This is a genomic window from Cellulophaga sp. HaHaR_3_176 (assembly GCF_019021925.1).
GTDB lineage: Bacteria > Bacteroidota > Bacteroidia > Flavobacteriales > Flavobacteriaceae > Cellulophaga.
In genome coordinates, this window is the sequence record NZ_CP058990.1 from 450,131 (window position 1) to 466,069 (window position 15,939).

Here is a 15,939-nt window from a genome sequence, read left to right on the forward strand (position 1 = left end):
GAATAGTTTGAAATCAAACACGACATATAAAATTTTATTTGCTGTATTAATAGGCTTTTTTTGGTCTAATTTAATAAGTGCGCAGTTTTTATTGCAGGCACCTAATACTACAGACGAGAATAATTACAAATGGTATAATGCTTCAGATACAGGTACCGTATTAGGTACCGATTTTTTCTATGAAGTAAATCAACCAGGTGTATATTTTGCAACCTATGATGGAACAATTTGCGGTAAAAATGCCACAAGTTATTTTATACTTACAGATTGTGAATCTCCAAACAACGAGGTAACATTAGATGTTACAGCAAATGTTCCTACTGGAGCAAATATAAGTTGGTCTCCTCCGTTAACAGGCGATCAAGTAGCGCCACAAATTACAGCAACAAAAGATGTAATACGATATTTAGCGACTTTAGTTAAAGCGGGTAATAGTAAAAAGCTACCAAGTTTTACAGTAGTATGTATGAGTCAGGCGAGTATCTTAATTGATGATATGGCTACAGTCGATGAAGATTTATCTGTTGATATTTCTGTTTTTGATAACGATAGTGAATTACCAGTATTAGGGACAATAACAGCTACAGTACCAACTAACGGTTCTGTATTGATAGATGATAATGGTACACCAAATAACCCTTCAGATGATATTGTTACCTATACACCAAATCCAGATTACAACGGTCCAGATTCTTTTACATATACAATTTGTAACTCTTTTGGAGACTGTAGTACAGCAAATGTAACTATTGATGTTTTACCAATTGTTGATACCAATGATGATATTGTAACTATAGAAGAAAATGAAATAATAGTAATTGATAATTGGCAGGCTAACGATAATGATTTACCTACAACTGGTAGCTTTACAACAACTGCACCAGTTAATGGTAGAGTTGTTATAGATGATAATGGTACTCCTGATAACCCATCAGATGATATAATAACATATACTCCAAATGATGATTTCTCAGGAACTGACTTTTTTGAATACACAGTTTGTGATACTATAGGGAACTGTAGCACATCACAAGTAACCGTAATTGTTACAGATGCCACCGATTTAGATAGTGATGATGATGGTATTTTAGATGCTTGGGAAGATTTAAATACAGATGGAGATAATGACCCATCAACAAACCCTACAGATTCAGATGGTGATACAATTCCTGATTACTTAGATATTGATAGTGATGATGATGGTATACCAGATAATGTAGAATCTCAGACAACATTAGGTTATATAGCACCTAGTTTAGAAGATTTAAATAATAATGGTTTAGATGATGCTTATGAGCAAAATGGAAACTTGGGTATTATTCCTGTAAATACAGATGGAGAAGATTTACCTGATTATTTAGATGACGATAGTGATAATGATAATGTGCCAGATTATATAGAAGCACACGATTATAACAAAGACGGTATTCCTGATGTAGTTTTTATAGGTTCAGATAAGGATAATGACGGATTAGATGAAGGTTTTGAAGGGAATACAGTAATTGATATTGATGTTAATGATGAAATAGATGATCCGCTTAACAATCTTCCTGATACTGATGGAGATCAAGAATCAGATTATAGAGATACTGATGATGATGACGATGGTATAGAAACTATTGATGAAGATGTTAATTTAGATGGTGATTATTCGAATGACGATTCAGATGGCAATGGTATACCAGATTATTTAGATATTGATTTGGTAGTTACTGGAGGTGATGAAATAGAAATATTCAATGTTATAACACCTAATGGAGATGGCGTACATGATGTTTTAAGAATTTCTGGATTAGAAAATTTCCCAACAAACACAATCAAAATATACAACAGATGGGGAATTTTAGTTTACGTGACTAATTCATATAATACACAGGGTAATGTTTTTGATGGAATGTCTAATGGAAGGGTAACTATTGCAAGAGATAGTATGTTACCAGTAGGTACTTATTTCTATATTTTTGAGTATGAAAACGATACAAACCCAAGAAAAACTCTTTCAGGATATTTATACATAAATAGATAAGATATATAAAAAAGAAACATGAAAACCCCAAATAAACATATAACCTCTTTTAACTGGATTTTTGCATTGCTATGTTTTTTAGGAATGTTAAAAACTACAAATGTTGAAGCTCAGCAAGATGCACAGTATACACAATACATGTATAATACAATCAGCGTTAATCCAGGTTATGCAGGCTCTAGAGGGCATATGAGTGTGGGGTTATTACATAGGTCTCAATGGGTAGGATTAGATGGTGCTCCAACAACGCAAACATTTAATGTACACTCGCCTATAGGTTACAAAGGTGTAGGTTTAGGTGTTTCAATCGTAAATGATAAAATAGGGCCTACTTCTGAAACTAACTTTGATGTAGATTTTTCATATACCGTAAAAACATCAGAGGAAGGAAAATTGAGTTTCGGATTAAAAGGGAGTGTTAATTTATTAGATATTAAATTTTCTGAATTAAACCAATATGCAACAGATCAATCTTTAGAACAAAATATAGACAATAGATTTTCACCAAATGTTGGTGCAGGTGTTTATTATCATACCGAAAAATTCTATGCAGGCTTATCTGTTCCACGTTTATTAGAAACATCACATTTTGATGAATCTTCTTTATCTACAGCAAAAGAACAAATGAACTTTTATTTAATAACAGGTTACGTTTGGGAATTGAATCATTTTTTAAAATTTAAACCAACATTATTAAGTAAGATTGTAAAGGGTGCTCCTTTACAGGTAGATTTATCAGCAAATTTTATGTTAAACGATAAGTTTATTGTTGGAGCTGCTTACAGATGGGATGCGGCATTAAGTGGGATGATAGGTTTTAACTTCTCAAACGAACTTATGATAGGCATGGCTTATGATAAAGAAACTACCGACTTAGGTAATACTAGTTTTAACGATGGTTCTTTTGAGGTTGTTTTTAGATACGACTTTATAAAAACAAAAGGAAGCCTTAGATCTCCAAGGTTCTTTTAATTTCTTATTTCACTTCATTTTTAATAACAAAACAGGTTCTTTTTTTAATTTCTACACATAATATCATTCTAAAATTGATGTAAAGGTGTTATTTTTGTAAATGTGGTTTTTAAATCATAATTGCTAAGAAATAAAGAAAATAATTTGAAAGAAGAACGCGTAATCCTTGTTGACGAATCTGACAAAGAAATCGGAACAATGCCAAAAATGGAAGCTCACGAAAAAGCAAAATTGCATCGTGCATTTTCTGTTTTTGTTATGAATGATAAAGGAGAAACAATGTTGCAACAAAGAGCAGCACATAAATACCACTCACCATTATTATGGACAAATACGTGTTGTAGTCACCAACGTTTAGGTGAATCGAATATTTCAGCAGGTAAAAGAAGATTACAAGAAGAAATGGGTTTTGTAACAGAACTAGAAGAGCTTTTTTCTTTTATATACAAAGCTCCGTTTGATAATGGTTTAACAGAACATGAATTAGATCATGTGATGATTGGTAACTTTACAGATTTCCCATCAATAAACCCAGAAGAAGTTGCTGACTGGAAATGGATGAAACCTGAAGATGTAAGATTGGATATTGCAAAATCTCCTGAAGACTACACTGCTTGGTTTAAAATTATCTTCGAAAAATTCTATAGCCATATCACTACAAATAACTTCAAAAAATGAAAGTAAAAGTAAGTCGAAAAGCACATTTTAATGCTGCACATAGATTGTACAGAGCAGATTGGAGTTTTGAGAAAAATGATGCTGTTTTTGGTTTGTGTAACAACCCAAACTACCATGGCCATAACTACGAATTAATTGTGAGTGTTAAGGGAGAAATAGATCCAGAAACAGGTTTTGTTATGGATATGAAAATTTTGAAAGACCTTATTAAATCAGAAGTTGAAAACGAACTAGATCACAAAAACTTAAACGTAGAAGTGCCAGAGTTTAAAAATTTAAACCCTACAGCAGAAAATATAGCTGTAGTTATTTGGAAAAAACTTCGCCCACATATAGCGGTAGAAAATGAAATAGAGGTTGTTTTATTCGAAACACCAAGAAATTTTGTAACCTATACAGGATCATAAACTAAATAATAATAACATGTACCCATTAAAATTCAATCCCATTTTAAAAGAGCGCCTTTGGGGAGGTAGTAAATTAGGTGATATTTTTGGTAAACCAATTGAAAATGATATTACAGGAGAAAGCTGGGAAGTGTCAACAGTAAAAGGAGATATTTCTGTTGTGGCTAATGGTGCTATAGCAGGTACATCGTTACAAGAATTAATAGATAATGACGCTGAAGGTTTTTTAGGTAAAAGTGTTGTAGAACGTTTTGGCAAAGAATTTCCTATTTTGATAAAATTTATTGATGCCAAGCAAGATTTATCTATACAGTTACACCCCAATGATGAGTTAGCTAAAAAAAGACATGATTCTTTCGGAAAGACTGAAATGTGGTACATTATGGATGCTGATAAAGATGCTAACTTAATTGTTGGTTTCAACAAAACAGTAACAAAGAATGAGTACCAGAAAAGTATAGAAAACGATATGCTTTTAGATTTATTAAATTATGAAGAGGTGAAAGAAGGTGATACTTTTTTTATCAACACAGGTAAAATTCATGCTATTGGAGCAGGCGTAGTTTTAGCAGAAATTCAGCAAACATCAGATGTAACATACCGTGTTTTTGATTTTAATAGAAAAGACAAGAACGGTAATCTTAGAGAATTGCATACTGATATGGCTTTAGATGCAATGGACTATGAGAAGAAAGACGATTTTAAAGTAGCTTACAGTAAGCAAAATAATAGGGTTAATGATATGGTAGATTGTCCATACTTTAAAACTAACTATATTGACTTAACGGAAGATTTAGAGCAAAACATTACAACGAGAGATTCATTTACCATTTACATGTGTGTGTCAGGACAGGCAATTATTGTAAATGAAGATGGGGAAACTACAGTTAAAAAAGGAGAAACGGTTTTAGTACCTGCTAATTCAAATAAAGTAATATTAAAAACTAAAGGAGTTACACTTTTAGAAGTAACAATTTAAAATTTTATTTATAAGATTTTTGTTCTTTTAAAAAGAGTACTTTTGCAAAAACAAATTTAGTAATTATGGCAAGTGTAAAAGATTTAAAAAAAGATATCAATTATGTTTTAGGAGATATAATTGAAGCAGTTTATTTCTGGGAAGCAAAAAAAGGAAATAAAAACTCAAAAGAAGGTTCTGCACTTATTGATGATGCAATTAAAGTTTTTGATGATTTAATAGCTAAAGTAAATAAGAAAGATGTTGAAAGTAGAAGTAAACACCTTAACGGAGTTAAAACTGAACTAGAAGAGAAAGCTACTGGTTTAGTAGAGAAATTAAATAAATTAGGATAAAACCTTTATAAACAAAAAAACATCCAACTAGTTGGATGTTTTTTTGTTTATAAAGGTTTTTAATCTATTCTTCTTTAGACTTAATATCTTTTAAATAAGCCTCTAGTTTTTTACCATATTTAGAACCAGCAACTTCTGGTGATAAGGTGTTGTATATAGAATCTAGATATTTAACATTAGCATCTGCAACTTCATTAATAGCGATATAAGGAGCTATATATGAGTCTTTATTATTTAAAGCAAAGTTTAAAGCATAGGCATAACTCCTGTAAATATTCTTATCTCCAAGTTTAATTAAAGAATCAGCCATTGTAGAATCTCTTTTTATTTTAGGATCTAACCTTAATTGTAAAAGTTCTAAATTTTTCTTATTATATCTAGACATACCCTTGTTGTATTCTTCTAGTTTTTCGTGTGTTTTAGAACCTGTTATTTCGGCACCGAAATCGAAAGCATTCCAAGTTGTTTTTATATTGATGACACCTGGTTCTCCAAAAAATATAATTCTATCATTAATATCGTTATAGTCGTTTTTTACTAAATATAAATAATAAATATCAGGGCTTTCTATATCTGTTTTAAAACTGAAATCTCCACTACCTTGTACTTCTAAAGAATCAAGAGTTACTAAAACAGTGTCTTGCAATTGTTGTAAATATAATTTTCCTTTTTTTAAACCTTTAATAGAGCCGTTTACGGTCATAGTCTTTTCTGAATCTCCAGAGCAGGCAACTAATAAAAGTCCGATTAAGGACATAAAAAATATCTTCTTCATGGTTTTAATTTTGTGAGGCAAATATCAATAAAAAAATCTTTTCAGCTTAACATAAAATTAAGATAGTACTATATTTTATGCACAATTTTAAAGATTAGATGCTATTTCCATTAGATAGGCACAGAGTAATGCACCTCCGGTACCAACAACATAACCAAACACCGCTAATAACACACCAACGGATGTTAATGATGGATGAAATTCTGCAGCTACTATAGGAGCAGAAGCTGCTCCGCCTACATTTGCTTGGCTTCCAACAGCTAAGAAGAAGAATGGAGCTCTTATTAGTTTCGCAACTAAAATAAGAAGAAGAGCGTGTATGCTAATCCAAATCAAACCCACAATTATCAACCCTGGATTTTCTAATACTTGGGCGATATCTACTTTCATTCCGATAGTAGCTACCAATATGTAAATAAATAATCCTCCGATTTTACTAGCACCTGCACCTTCATAATTTTTAGCTTTCGTAAATGACAGAATAATACCAACTATTGTTGCTATCACTACCATCCAGAAAAACTTAGAACCTAAAAAGGACAGAAAGTTAGATGGGTTGGCAATAGCAGCAACACTAGAAATTAGAAAGTCACTTATTGCATCTCCGAAAAAATGAGCTATTCCAACGCCTGTAAATGCTAAAGAGAGCATAATTAAATAATCTTTTTGAGTTGGGACGCGAGTTATTTTTTCAGAAAAAGCAGTGATTTTTATCTTTAAATCTTCAATTGCAGAAGTATCGGCTTTTAACCATTTATCTATTTTAGCAGTTTTTCCAATACCTAATAATAGAATTGCCATCCAGATATTTGCAACAGCTATATCAACTAAAACCATGGCTCCATATTTTTCAGGAGTGTATTTAAAAACCTCATACATTGCTGCTTGATTAGCACCACCACCAATCCAACTTCCAGCAATGGTTGATAATCCTCTCCATATCGCATCAAAATCATTGCCGCCTACAGTTTCTGGAGAAATTATTGAAACTAATAAAATAGCAATTGGTCCACCAATAATAATACCTACAGTACCTGTAAAAAACATGATAAGAGCTTTAGAACCGAGATTTAAAATGGCTTTTAAATCTATGCTTAAAGTCATTAGTATTAATGCAGCAGGCAATAAATATCTACTTGCAACAAAATATAAATTTGATTTATGTTCAATAATGTTTCCAAGGGTATCTTCAGTTTCCCAATGTTCAGCAACAACTCCTGTAGACGAGAGTATAGCAGGGATTAAATAACACATTAATACACTGGGTACAATTGAATAAAACTTTTTCCAAAACCCAGTTTTAAGTGAAGATGTATAAAAAATAAACCCTAAACTCAAAGTTAATAAGCCAAAAACAACGGCGTCACTCGTAATTAATGGTTCAGGTAATGTTATATTCTGCATATAATGATAAGTTGTTTTTTCAAATATAACTAAACTAAAATATGTTCTTTAATAAAAGTAGCAACACCGTGCTCTGTATTCTTCAAAGTTGTGAAGTTGGCAATAGCTTTAACTTCATCTCTACCATTTGTTACTGCTACGCCACAGCCTACATTTGCTAGCATATCTAAATCATTATAATTGTCGCCAAAAGCAACAACATCATCTAAAGAAATGTCTTTTGTTAAAAAATGTTTTATAGCTGATAATTTAGAAACAGATTTTGGGGCAAGTTCTATCAATGTATCATTAGACCTGTAAATTGCAATTATATCATTTAATTGCTTCTCTAAAATAGGGTAGATGGCATCGCAAGTACTTTTTGTACCCATAAGCATTACTTTATGAGCGCCACTTATTTTTCTATTTTTCCAATCGTAAAAAGTTTCAGTAGTGGGCCTAAAAATAGGAGTTGCCTTAGTGTATTTAATTTCTTTTTCTACTCGTTCAGAGGTTTCTTCAACAAACCACTCATCTTTATAGTACAGGCCAAGTTTTATATTTTGTGCTTCTGCAAGTTTATATATTTCTTTTAATGTAGATGTAGCAATTGTAACTGAATCAATTTCCTTATCACCATCTACAATATACGCTCCGTTGTAACAGATTAAAGGTTCATTTTTAATACCTAAATCATCTTGAATATAAGTCATTGATTTTGGCATTCTAGCAGATACTAGTATAATTTTTACCTGTTCCTTAATTCTTTTAATTTCTGTAATAGTAAAATCAGAAACATCGCTTTTGGTAGATAATAAAGTTCCGTCTAAATCAGAACAAAGTATTTTGTAAGTCAAAATAGTGGTTTTTATAAAAATAATTTTATGCTAAGGTAACTGACTTTTTTAATTTGATTAAATCAATACGTAATAAGAGTAATTATTTTTCTCGTTCTAAAATAACTTTTAAAGCACCAGTGCTTGAATTGAATACAGTATTTAAAACAATCCAGCCTTGTTTAGCATGGTCGTTAATCGTTTTTTCAAAATCAGTATCTGAATCTTTCAAAAATTTAAACTTTTGTTTTATTATTTTGTATTCTTTCATGCTAATTCTCATTAAATTCTCTGGTCTTTTTTTTGTTTGGGTTTTTAAATAAGCGTTTTAAAAATCCATCTCTTTTAACAGGGTCACAATCTAATTTATCTAATACTTCAGAAGAAGGTGTTTCAAACTTTGCTTTTGTAATACCGTTAAAACTACTGTCTTTATTTAGTTTTTGCAACAAAAGAGCAAACATAGGTAGAGCGGCATTGGCACCTTGTCCTAGATTAGTATTGCTAAAACCAAGTTCGTGGTTATCTAAACCAACCCAAGTTACATGAACTAATTTAGGAGTAATACCAACAAACCACGCATCTTTATTATTTTGTGTAGTACCTGTTTTACCTGCAATATCATTTTTTAAATTGTAACTATTTCGAATACGTGAGGCTGTTCCTGAATTAATAGTAGATTTCATCATTTCTACCATTAATTGCCTTGTTTCAATCGAAAAAGCTTCTTTTTTAGCTATTTTAGGTTCAAAAACTTTTAAAATAGAGTCCTTGTTATTTGCAATTTTTTTGATTAAAAAAGCCTCAACGGGTTTTCCTTTATTAACAAAGGAAGCATAAGCACCTGCAAGTTCATTAATTTTAATTTCTCCTGTTCCTAGGGCTAAAGATGGTTCTTTAGGAAGTTTTTCTGTTATACCCATTTTTGTAGCTTGGTTAATTACATTTAGAACACCAACTTGTTCAAGTACTTTTACGGCTACAGTATTTACACTATTACTAAGTGCTTGCTCCATTGAATAATTCAAGTAGGCTTCATCTTTAGAACCAGAATTACTAGGTGACCACCCTTTTAAATTTTTATATTCAACTTCTTCTGCCGAAAAATAAGTACAAGGTGCTATTCCGTTTTCTAATGCAGCAGTATATACAATAGGTTTAAAGGTAGAGCCAACCTGCCTTTTACTTTGTGAAATATGATCGTATTTGTAATATTTAAAATTGATTCCACCAATCCAAGTTTTAACCTCACCAGAATTTGGGTCAATACCAATAGAGCCTGTATTCAAAAACTTCATGTAATGTTGTATACTATCCGTAATGTTAGCCTCTTTGCTTTCTTCGCCTTTCCAGTCTACTAATGTCATCGTTCTTTTTTTATTTAAAGAATCTAAAACTTCGGTATCTGATAAGCCTGATGTCTTTAGTTTTTTATAAGAAAGTGTTTTCTTCAATACTTTAGAAATAAGTTTTTTATTGGTTTTCCATGGTGGGTTTTTGCCATAACTTTTTTCAAAGCTTTCTTGCAAATCAGATAAATGTTCAACCATTGCCTGTTCGGCTAATACTTGCATGTTATAATCTAACGTAGTATAAATTTTAAGACCAGAGGTATAAATGTTATATTCATTTCCGCTTTCTTTTTGCTCCTTTGTCCATTTAGTAAGTTGTTTTCTTACTTCTTCTCTAAAGTATGGAGCTAGACCATCATTATAATTAAAATCTTTATAATCTAATTTTAAAGGAGTTGCAGCAAGGCTATCTTTTTTATTTTCATCTAAAAAATTATTTTTAACCATAGATTGTAATACCAAGTTTCTGCGCTTTAAGCTATTTTCAGGATGTACTCTTGGGTTATAACCATAAGTAGCTTTTAACATGCCAACTAAAACAGCAGCTTCTTCAGTCTTTAAATTTTTAGCTTTTTTATTGAAAAATTTGAGAGATGCACTTTCAATTCCGAAAGTATTATCACCAAAACTAACTGTATTTAAATAATGGTATAAAATGTCTTCTTTTGAGTATGCACCCTCTAACCTAGATGCTATTATCATTTCTTTAATTTTATCGACAACAATATTCGATTTCACTCTATCTTTTCTTGGGTATAGGTTTTTAGCAAGTTGTTGTGTTAGTGTACTACCACCTCCAGAGCTTTTATCTTGCATAAGAACTGTTTTTACGCCCACTCGAAACAAACTAGTAAAGTCAATACCTGAATGTTCATAAAAACGCTCATCTTCAATAGCAATTAAGGCATCTAGCAAGTTTTCAGGAAACTCATTAAAAGTAATAGGTTGCCTATCAAATAAATAATATTTACCAATTAACGTGCTATCAGTACTATATACCTCACTTGCTTTTTGGTACTCTAAATTAGATAGTTCTTTTGAATTCGGAATATTACCCCACAGACCACTATAAATACTGGTAATAAAAAGTAAGAAGCAGATAATTAAAGTCAAAATAGCGACTATACCATATCTAATAACTGGCGATTTTATTTTTTTTAGAATCAAAGTGGTTGTTTTTAAAGTAAAAATTATATCTAAATCTATATACGTCTTAACAACAGATTTAAGTTGTATTCTTTATTTTTGACAAAGGTTACATAAATTATAATCAGATGAAGAAAATTACCATTTTATTATTAACTCTTTCGATTCAGTTTGCATTTAGTAATGATGCCGATTGGTCAAAAACGGGTCATAGAACTACAGGCGAAGTTGCTCAAAGACACTTAACTAGAAAAGCTAAAAAAGCCATAGAAAAACTTTTAGATGGTCAAAGCTTAGCATTTGTTTCTACTTTTGCAGATGATATTAAATCAGATAGATCTTATAAAGAATTTAGTGCTTGGCATTATGTGAATTTTCCTGCAGATAAAAAATATACTGAAGTAGAGCCTAGCCCAAATGGTGATATTGTTGTTGGAATACAAAAATGTATTGAAATTATTAAAGATGATAACAGTACAGAGGCAGACAAACAGTTTTATTTAAAATTCTTAGTTCATTTATTAGGAGACCTGCACCAACCAATGCATGTTGGTAAAGCAGAAGATAAAGGTGGTAACGATATTCAGTTGCAATGGTTTGGTAGAGGTACAAACTTGCATAGAGTTTGGGATAGTAATATGATTGATGATTATGGAATGAGTTATACTGAAATTGCGAATAACCTACCAGTACTATCTAAAACAGAAACAAAAAAAATTCAAGAAGGCAATGTTTTAGACTGGGTAGAAGAATCAAAAATTTTAGCAAACGATATTTATGGTTCTGTTGAGGTTGGAGAAAAGCTAAGTTATAAATACAGTTATAAATATTGGTCACTTGTAGAAAAGCAATTACAAAAAGGCGGACTACGTTTAGCTAAAGTGCTTAATGAGGTTTTTAAATAAAATTTACTGAATAACTCTAAAGGTCAAATTTATTCTTTCTTGAATAGGTTTGGCCGTTTTTGGTATTTGGTGCAACCAATTGTGTTGTGTAGCTCCTTTCATTATAAGCAAACTACCATGTTCTAGTAAAATTTTTAATTTTAAATCTTTATTAGTTCTGTGTTTTAAATGAAAAAAACGCTCTTGACCAAAAGTTACCGAAGCTATAATTGGGTTAATTCCCAGTTCCTTTTCATTATCTGCATGCCAACCGTTACTATCTTTTCCATTTCTATAAAGATTCAATAAGCAACTAGTAAATTCTACTTTTACTTTTTTTTCAACCTTATCTTTAATAGCTACTAAATTTTCTGTAAATATATTAGGTTGCATGGTAATGTTAGAATAGGAGTAAGGCTTGGTGTTATTGGCATACAGAGCTGTTAATCTAGGTTGGTCGTATGTTTTGCCAAAAACCTTAATTTTATCATGTTGCCAATGTATAGTTTTTCTTAAAACCTTAAAATAGTTAGAAGCCTCATTCTTAGAAAAGAAGTTGGGAACATATATTATGTCACTATCTGGTAAATGAAAATTAGTTTCTTCAGAAAAAAGAGAAGTCATTACTGCAAAATAGATTTTAATTGATTTCTATATTCAGATGGGTTCTGGCCTGTAAAAGCTTTAAAGGTTTTGTTAAAGTGAGAAAAATTATTGAATCCGCTTTCAAAACAAACATCTGTAATACTCATTGGCTTTTCAGCTAATAATTTTGAAGCATGTACTAAACGATATTCGTTAACAAACTGTACAAAAGTTTTTTTAGTGATTTTTTTAAAATATCTGCAAAAAGACGGCACTGTCATACTTACCATATCTGCTATTTCTTCAAGAGTAATTTCTTCTTTAAAATTTGTTTTCACAAAATTAAATACCAAATTTATTCTATCATTATCTTTCATAGAAGCCTCCATAGAAAAACCTTCGGCATTCAATAGCTTAAATTCTGTAGAGTTACCAAGCTCATTTAGTATATTTAATATTGATAATAGTCTTTGAAAATCAGTTTGATACTCTAGTATCTCTATTTTCTCTCCGATTTTCTTTTTTGTACTTCCTGAAAAAGCAATACCACCTGTACAAATTTCAAATATATTTTGCACTTTTTTCATTTCTGGAATATTAAAAAAATCATTACCCAAAAAATCTAGTTTCATTTGTACTACGGTTTCACTTTTATTTCCTGTTAAATTATCTGTAAAACCACAATGCGGTAAATTAGAACCTATTAATATAAGGTCACCATCAGAATAATAAGATACGTGACTCCCAATTTGTCTTTTACCAGAACCTCCGTTGATATAAACTAATTCTAACTCGGGGTGGTAATGCCACACGTTATTATTGTTTATTCTATTCTCATCAAATTTTTGGTATGTAAATGAGTGTCCAAAGTCTGGCGCTATAACTTCAAATGTAGGTTTTTGTATAATCATCTTCTAAAATTTTAAAGATTTGAGAACTATGCCTATTTCCTTAATATGATGCAAAGTTACCTAAAAGATATGTTATTTTAACGTTAAGTAGATGTAGTTAGTATGTAAATGGTAAAATACCATAGAAATTGGAGAAATACGGACTACTTTACCTTGAACTTACCCTCTACCTTTGCCATGTAAATAATTTAGAAACCCCTAAAAAAGAAAAATTATGAAAACAGTTCTAAAAATTACAGTAATGGCAGCGTTGATGTTCAATACTTTAATAGCAAGTGCCAACAGTGAGCCAAAAATTTATGTTGCAGGAGAAAATGCAGAGAAGAGCTTAATTTTTGAATTAGATGTAACATCTGAAAATACAAAGATCCAACTTATAGATAGCGAAAATAATATTATCTATTCTGATAATGCGTTATCATCTACAGGAGTTCGTAAAAAGTTTGATTTAAGTAAATTGACAAGTGGTGTATATACTTTTAAAGTAGATAACTCTGTAAAAGCAATTACTTACCAAATTTTATTAGCATCTAACGAGATGACTATACTTAATAAAGATGAAAAAGTTAAAGCTGTTTTTAGAAAGAAAAATGGTTTAGTTTATGTAAATCTTTTAAACGTAGATAAGAGTGATGTAGTTATTAAGGTTTACGATTCTAGCAGTAGATTATTATTTACTGAGGTTGTAAGTGATAGTTTAATTGTAGAAAAAGCAATAAACTTTACAGGGGCTCATAAAGGTCAGTATACTATATCAGTTAAAGACGGAAGTGAAAAATATTCAGAAAATATAAGTATATAATACAGTATTGGTTTTAAGTTAAGTTGAGTTGATTTTAACCAAAAGGGGGATGCATTTATGCTTCCCCTTTTTTTATGCTTATGAATTACTTATTATCAGCAATCCATTTATCTATTTTTTTCTCTAAAAAAGCTAAAGGTATGCAGCCAGTTTCTAAAATTTGGTTATGAAATTCCTTAATATTGAAAGCGTCACCTAATTCTTTTTCAGCTTTATTTCTAAGCTCTTTTATTTTAAGTTGCCCTATTTTATAAGATAAAGCTTGGCCGGGGTTAGCCATATAGCGTTCAATTTCTGATGTAATACTTGCTTCTGATTCTGCTTCGTTATCTAATGAATAAGCAATTGCCTTTTCACGAGTCCAACCTTTTGCATGTAAGCCAGTATCAACAACCAAACGAACAGCTCTGTGCATTTCGGCACCTAACATCCCAAAATATTGATACGGATCAGTATATAGACCTAATTCTTCACCTAGAGATTCGGTATACAAAGCCCAACCTTCTCCATAAGCGCTATACCAAAGTGTTTTTCTAAATTTAGGCAAGCGTTCATTTTCTTGAGTTAATGAAATTTGAAAATGATGCCCAGGTATTGCTTCATGTAAAAATAAATCTTCATCAGAATAGATATTATATTTTTTTACATCAGGTATAGGGGTATAAAAAACACCTGGTCTAGTCCCGTCTATAGAACCTGAGTTGTATTCTGCACTAGCAGATGCTTCTCTAAAAGCTTCAGTTCTACGAACCTCAAAAGGTGTTTTTGGTTGTTTTCCGAAAAGCTTATCTACCTGTGGTTTCATTTTTTTATGAATGGTATTAAAGTTTTCAATTACCTGTTCTGGCTTAGTAAAAGGCATTAAATCTTTTTTGTTTCTTACATGATCAAAAAAGGCATTTAAACTACCTTCAAAACCTACTTTATCTTTAATTTTTTTCATTTCAGATGAAATACGCTCCACTTCATTTAAACCAAGTTGATGAATTTCATCAGCTGTCATATCAGTAGTGGTATATAATTTTATAGAATAATTGTAATATTCTTTACCATTTGGGATGCTATCAATTCCGCTAGAATTTCTACCAGCAGCTATATATTCGGTACTCATAAAATCGAAAATATTTTGATAGGTAGGTATAACCTTATTTTTGATTATGGTTTTAAAAGCAAGAGTAAGATCTTCTTTTTCTTCTATAGTAAAACTGTCAGGGAAGTTTTTAATAGGACTAAAGAAAAGATGATTTTTAATGACAGGAGTTGTCATTTCTTTAAGTTGTGGTATTATTTTTACAATTAATGATTTTGGTAGTACGTGTTTGTTAGCAATACCTTCTTGCATTTTTGTTTTTGTAGCTGATAACCAAATTAAATAGGCATCTATTCTTTTTAACCAATTGTTATAATCGGCAACTGTTTTAAATGGTTGAGAACTGACTCCACTTGCTAGTTGTCCCATCATTAATTGCAAAGTCCACATTTGGTTTAGTGGTGTTAAATCTTCTTTAAAAGTTAACCGTTCTAAATTTCTGTCACATTCCCAAATCAAAATGTCTTTACTCATTTTCTGACTTTCAGATAATGTTCTGTTTTTAAGAGCTAAAGCATTTTTTTTATACTTTGAATAAAAAGTATTTTCCATAGCCTTAAAATCATCACTTAGGCTATTTGGTAGTAAATCGTTATACCTACTATCTCCTTGCGAAGTTGCGTTTAAAGGATATAGTTTTAAACTTTCTTCGTAATAATCATTTAATAGTGTATCAAAATCTTTATTTTTAGAAGTAATAGCATCTTCTTTTTTAACTTCTTCTTTACAAGAGTAAAAACTAATAAGGCATATTGTTATAATAAAAATATTTTTCATA

16 protein-coding genes are annotated in these 15,939 nt (G+C 30.8%); 8 read left to right on the forward strand and 8 right to left on the reverse strand.

The genetic code is table 11. The features are described from left to right. Positions 1-7: 7 nt before the first annotated feature. The 6 genes from H0I23_RS01955 to H0I23_RS01980 all read left to right on the forward strand — a co-directional run bounded on the left by H0I23_RS01955 (position 8) and on the right by H0I23_RS01980 (position 5,397). Positions 8-2,026 (forward strand): gliding motility-associated C-terminal domain-containing protein, encoded by a 2,019-nt coding sequence (locus H0I23_RS01955; RefSeq protein ID WP_216784799.1) that lies wholly within the window; start codon positions 8-10, stop codon positions 2,024-2,026. An 18-nt stretch (positions 2,027-2,044) separates the two neighbouring features. After that, positions 2,045-2,998 (forward strand): type IX secretion system membrane protein PorP/SprF, encoded by a 954-nt coding sequence (locus H0I23_RS01960; RefSeq protein WP_216784800.1) that lies wholly within the window; start codon positions 2,045-2,047, stop codon positions 2,996-2,998. Between the two features lie 144 nt (positions 2,999-3,142). Further along, positions 3,143-3,676 carry an isopentenyl-diphosphate Delta-isomerase gene (gene idi, locus H0I23_RS01965; protein ID WP_216784801.1) on the forward strand — a complete coding sequence of 178 codons (534 nt, stop codon included), beginning with the start codon at positions 3,143-3,145 and terminating at the stop codon, positions 3,674-3,676. Further along, positions 3,673-4,083, forward strand: a complete 411-nt coding sequence (locus H0I23_RS01970; RefSeq protein ID WP_216784802.1) for a 6-carboxytetrahydropterin synthase — start codon at positions 3,673-3,675, stop codon at positions 4,081-4,083. Before idi ends, H0I23_RS01970 begins: the two co-directional genes overlap by 4 nt. Positions 4,084-4,099: 16 nt before the next feature. Beyond that, positions 4,100-5,062, forward strand: a complete 963-nt coding sequence (locus H0I23_RS01975) for a type I phosphomannose isomerase catalytic subunit (protein ID WP_216784803.1) — start codon at positions 4,100-4,102, stop codon at positions 5,060-5,062. Positions 5,063-5,127: 65 nt separating this feature from the next. Further along, the gene (locus H0I23_RS01980) at positions 5,128-5,397 is read left to right on the forward strand and encodes a hypothetical protein (RefSeq protein WP_216784804.1); all 270 of its coding nucleotides are present in this window, start codon (positions 5,128-5,130) and stop codon (positions 5,395-5,397) included. A gap of 64 nt (positions 5,398-5,461) precedes the next feature. Here H0I23_RS01980 and H0I23_RS01985 read toward each other — a convergent pair whose 3' ends face one another. The 5 genes from H0I23_RS01985 to H0I23_RS02005 form a co-directional block, all read right to left on the reverse strand. Further along, positions 5,462-6,172: a DUF4369 domain-containing protein gene (locus tag H0I23_RS01985; RefSeq protein ID WP_216784805.1), complete on the reverse strand. Its 711-nt coding sequence runs from the start codon at positions 6,170-6,172 to the stop codon at positions 5,462-5,464. 87 nt (positions 6,173-6,259) lie between these two features. Continuing rightward, a complete protein-coding gene (locus tag H0I23_RS01990; protein ID WP_216784806.1) occupies positions 6,260-7,576 on the reverse strand; it encodes a DUF819 domain-containing protein in 1,317 nt (438 codons plus the stop codon). A gap of 29 nt (positions 7,577-7,605) precedes the next feature. Next, positions 7,606-8,412: an HAD family hydrolase gene (locus H0I23_RS01995; RefSeq protein ID WP_216784807.1), complete on the reverse strand. Its 807-nt coding sequence runs from the start codon at positions 8,410-8,412 to the stop codon at positions 7,606-7,608. Positions 8,413-8,494: 82 nt separating this feature from the next. Next, entirely contained in the window at positions 8,495-8,662 is a 168-nt protein-coding gene (locus tag H0I23_RS02000) for a DUF4177 domain-containing protein (RefSeq protein WP_216784808.1), read from the reverse strand. Position 8,663: 1 nt separating this feature from the next. Continuing rightward, positions 8,664-10,910 (reverse strand): transglycosylase domain-containing protein, encoded by a 2,247-nt coding sequence (locus tag H0I23_RS02005; RefSeq protein ID WP_216784809.1) that lies wholly within the window; start codon positions 10,908-10,910, stop codon positions 8,664-8,666. 107 nt (positions 10,911-11,017) lie between these two features. Between H0I23_RS02005 and H0I23_RS02010 the strand changes: the two genes are divergently transcribed. Further along, positions 11,018-11,794, forward strand: a complete 777-nt coding sequence (locus tag H0I23_RS02010) for a S1/P1 nuclease (RefSeq protein WP_216784810.1) — start codon at positions 11,018-11,020, stop codon at positions 11,792-11,794. Between the two features lie 3 nt (positions 11,795-11,797). Here H0I23_RS02010 and H0I23_RS02015 read toward each other — a convergent pair whose 3' ends face one another. Both H0I23_RS02015 and H0I23_RS02020 read right to left on the reverse strand, forming a co-directional pair. Then, positions 11,798-12,397: an alpha-ketoglutarate-dependent dioxygenase AlkB gene (locus H0I23_RS02015; protein ID WP_216784811.1), complete on the reverse strand. Its 600-nt coding sequence runs from the start codon at positions 12,395-12,397 to the stop codon at positions 11,798-11,800. Further along, positions 12,397-13,269, reverse strand: coding sequence for an AraC family transcriptional regulator (locus tag H0I23_RS02020; RefSeq protein ID WP_216784812.1), 873 nt, complete (start codon positions 13,267-13,269; stop codon positions 12,397-12,399). The genes H0I23_RS02015 and H0I23_RS02020 overlap by 1 nt, the downstream gene beginning before the upstream one ends. A gap of 214 nt (positions 13,270-13,483) precedes the next feature. Between H0I23_RS02020 and H0I23_RS02025 the strand changes: the two genes are divergently transcribed. Then, positions 13,484-14,071, forward strand: coding sequence for a DUF3244 domain-containing protein (locus H0I23_RS02025; RefSeq protein WP_216784813.1), 588 nt, complete (start codon positions 13,484-13,486; stop codon positions 14,069-14,071). Positions 14,072-14,156: 85 nt separating this feature from the next. Here H0I23_RS02025 and H0I23_RS02030 read toward each other — a convergent pair whose 3' ends face one another. Next, the gene (locus H0I23_RS02030; protein ID WP_216784814.1) at positions 14,157-15,938 is read right to left on the reverse strand and encodes a DUF885 family protein; all 1,782 of its coding nucleotides are present in this window, start codon (positions 15,936-15,938) and stop codon (positions 14,157-14,159) included. Position 15,939 lies beyond the last annotated feature (1 nt).

What these genes read in the sequence shown, in the direction of transcription:
- H0I23_RS01980 (WP_216784804.1), top strand. Translation starts at nt 5,128, where the DNA reads ATGGCAAGTGTAAAAGATTTAAAAAAAGATATCAATTATGTTTTAGGA.
- H0I23_RS01990 (WP_216784806.1), bottom strand. Translation starts at nt 7,576, where the DNA reads ATGCAGAATATAACATTACCTGAACCATTAATTACGAGTGACGCCGTT.
- H0I23_RS01970 (WP_216784802.1), top strand. Translation starts at nt 3,673, where the DNA reads ATGAAAGTAAAAGTAAGTCGAAAAGCACATTTTAATGCTGCACATAGA.
- H0I23_RS02025 (WP_216784813.1), top strand. Translation starts at nt 13,484, where the DNA reads ATGAAAACAGTTCTAAAAATTACAGTAATGGCAGCGTTGATGTTCAAT.
- H0I23_RS02010 (WP_216784810.1), top strand. Translation starts at nt 11,018, where the DNA reads ATGAAGAAAATTACCATTTTATTATTAACTCTTTCGATTCAGTTTGCA.
- H0I23_RS01960 (WP_216784800.1), top strand. Translation starts at nt 2,045, where the DNA reads ATGAAAACCCCAAATAAACATATAACCTCTTTTAACTGGATTTTTGCA.
- H0I23_RS02000 (WP_216784808.1), bottom strand. Translation starts at nt 8,662, where the DNA reads ATGAAAGAATACAAAATAATAAAACAAAAGTTTAAATTTTTGAAAGAT.
- H0I23_RS02015 (WP_216784811.1), bottom strand. Translation starts at nt 12,397, where the DNA reads ATGACTTCTCTTTTTTCTGAAGAAACTAATTTTCATTTACCAGATAGT.
- H0I23_RS02020 (WP_216784812.1), bottom strand. Translation starts at nt 13,269, where the DNA reads ATGATTATACAAAAACCTACATTTGAAGTTATAGCGCCAGACTTTGGA.
- H0I23_RS01985 (WP_216784805.1), bottom strand. Translation starts at nt 6,172, where the DNA reads ATGAAGAAGATATTTTTTATGTCCTTAATCGGACTTTTATTAGTTGCC.
- H0I23_RS02030 (WP_216784814.1), bottom strand. Translation starts at nt 15,938, where the DNA reads ATGAAAAATATTTTTATTATAACAATATGCCTTATTAGTTTTTACTCT.
- H0I23_RS01975 (WP_216784803.1), top strand. Translation starts at nt 4,100, where the DNA reads ATGTACCCATTAAAATTCAATCCCATTTTAAAAGAGCGCCTTTGGGGA.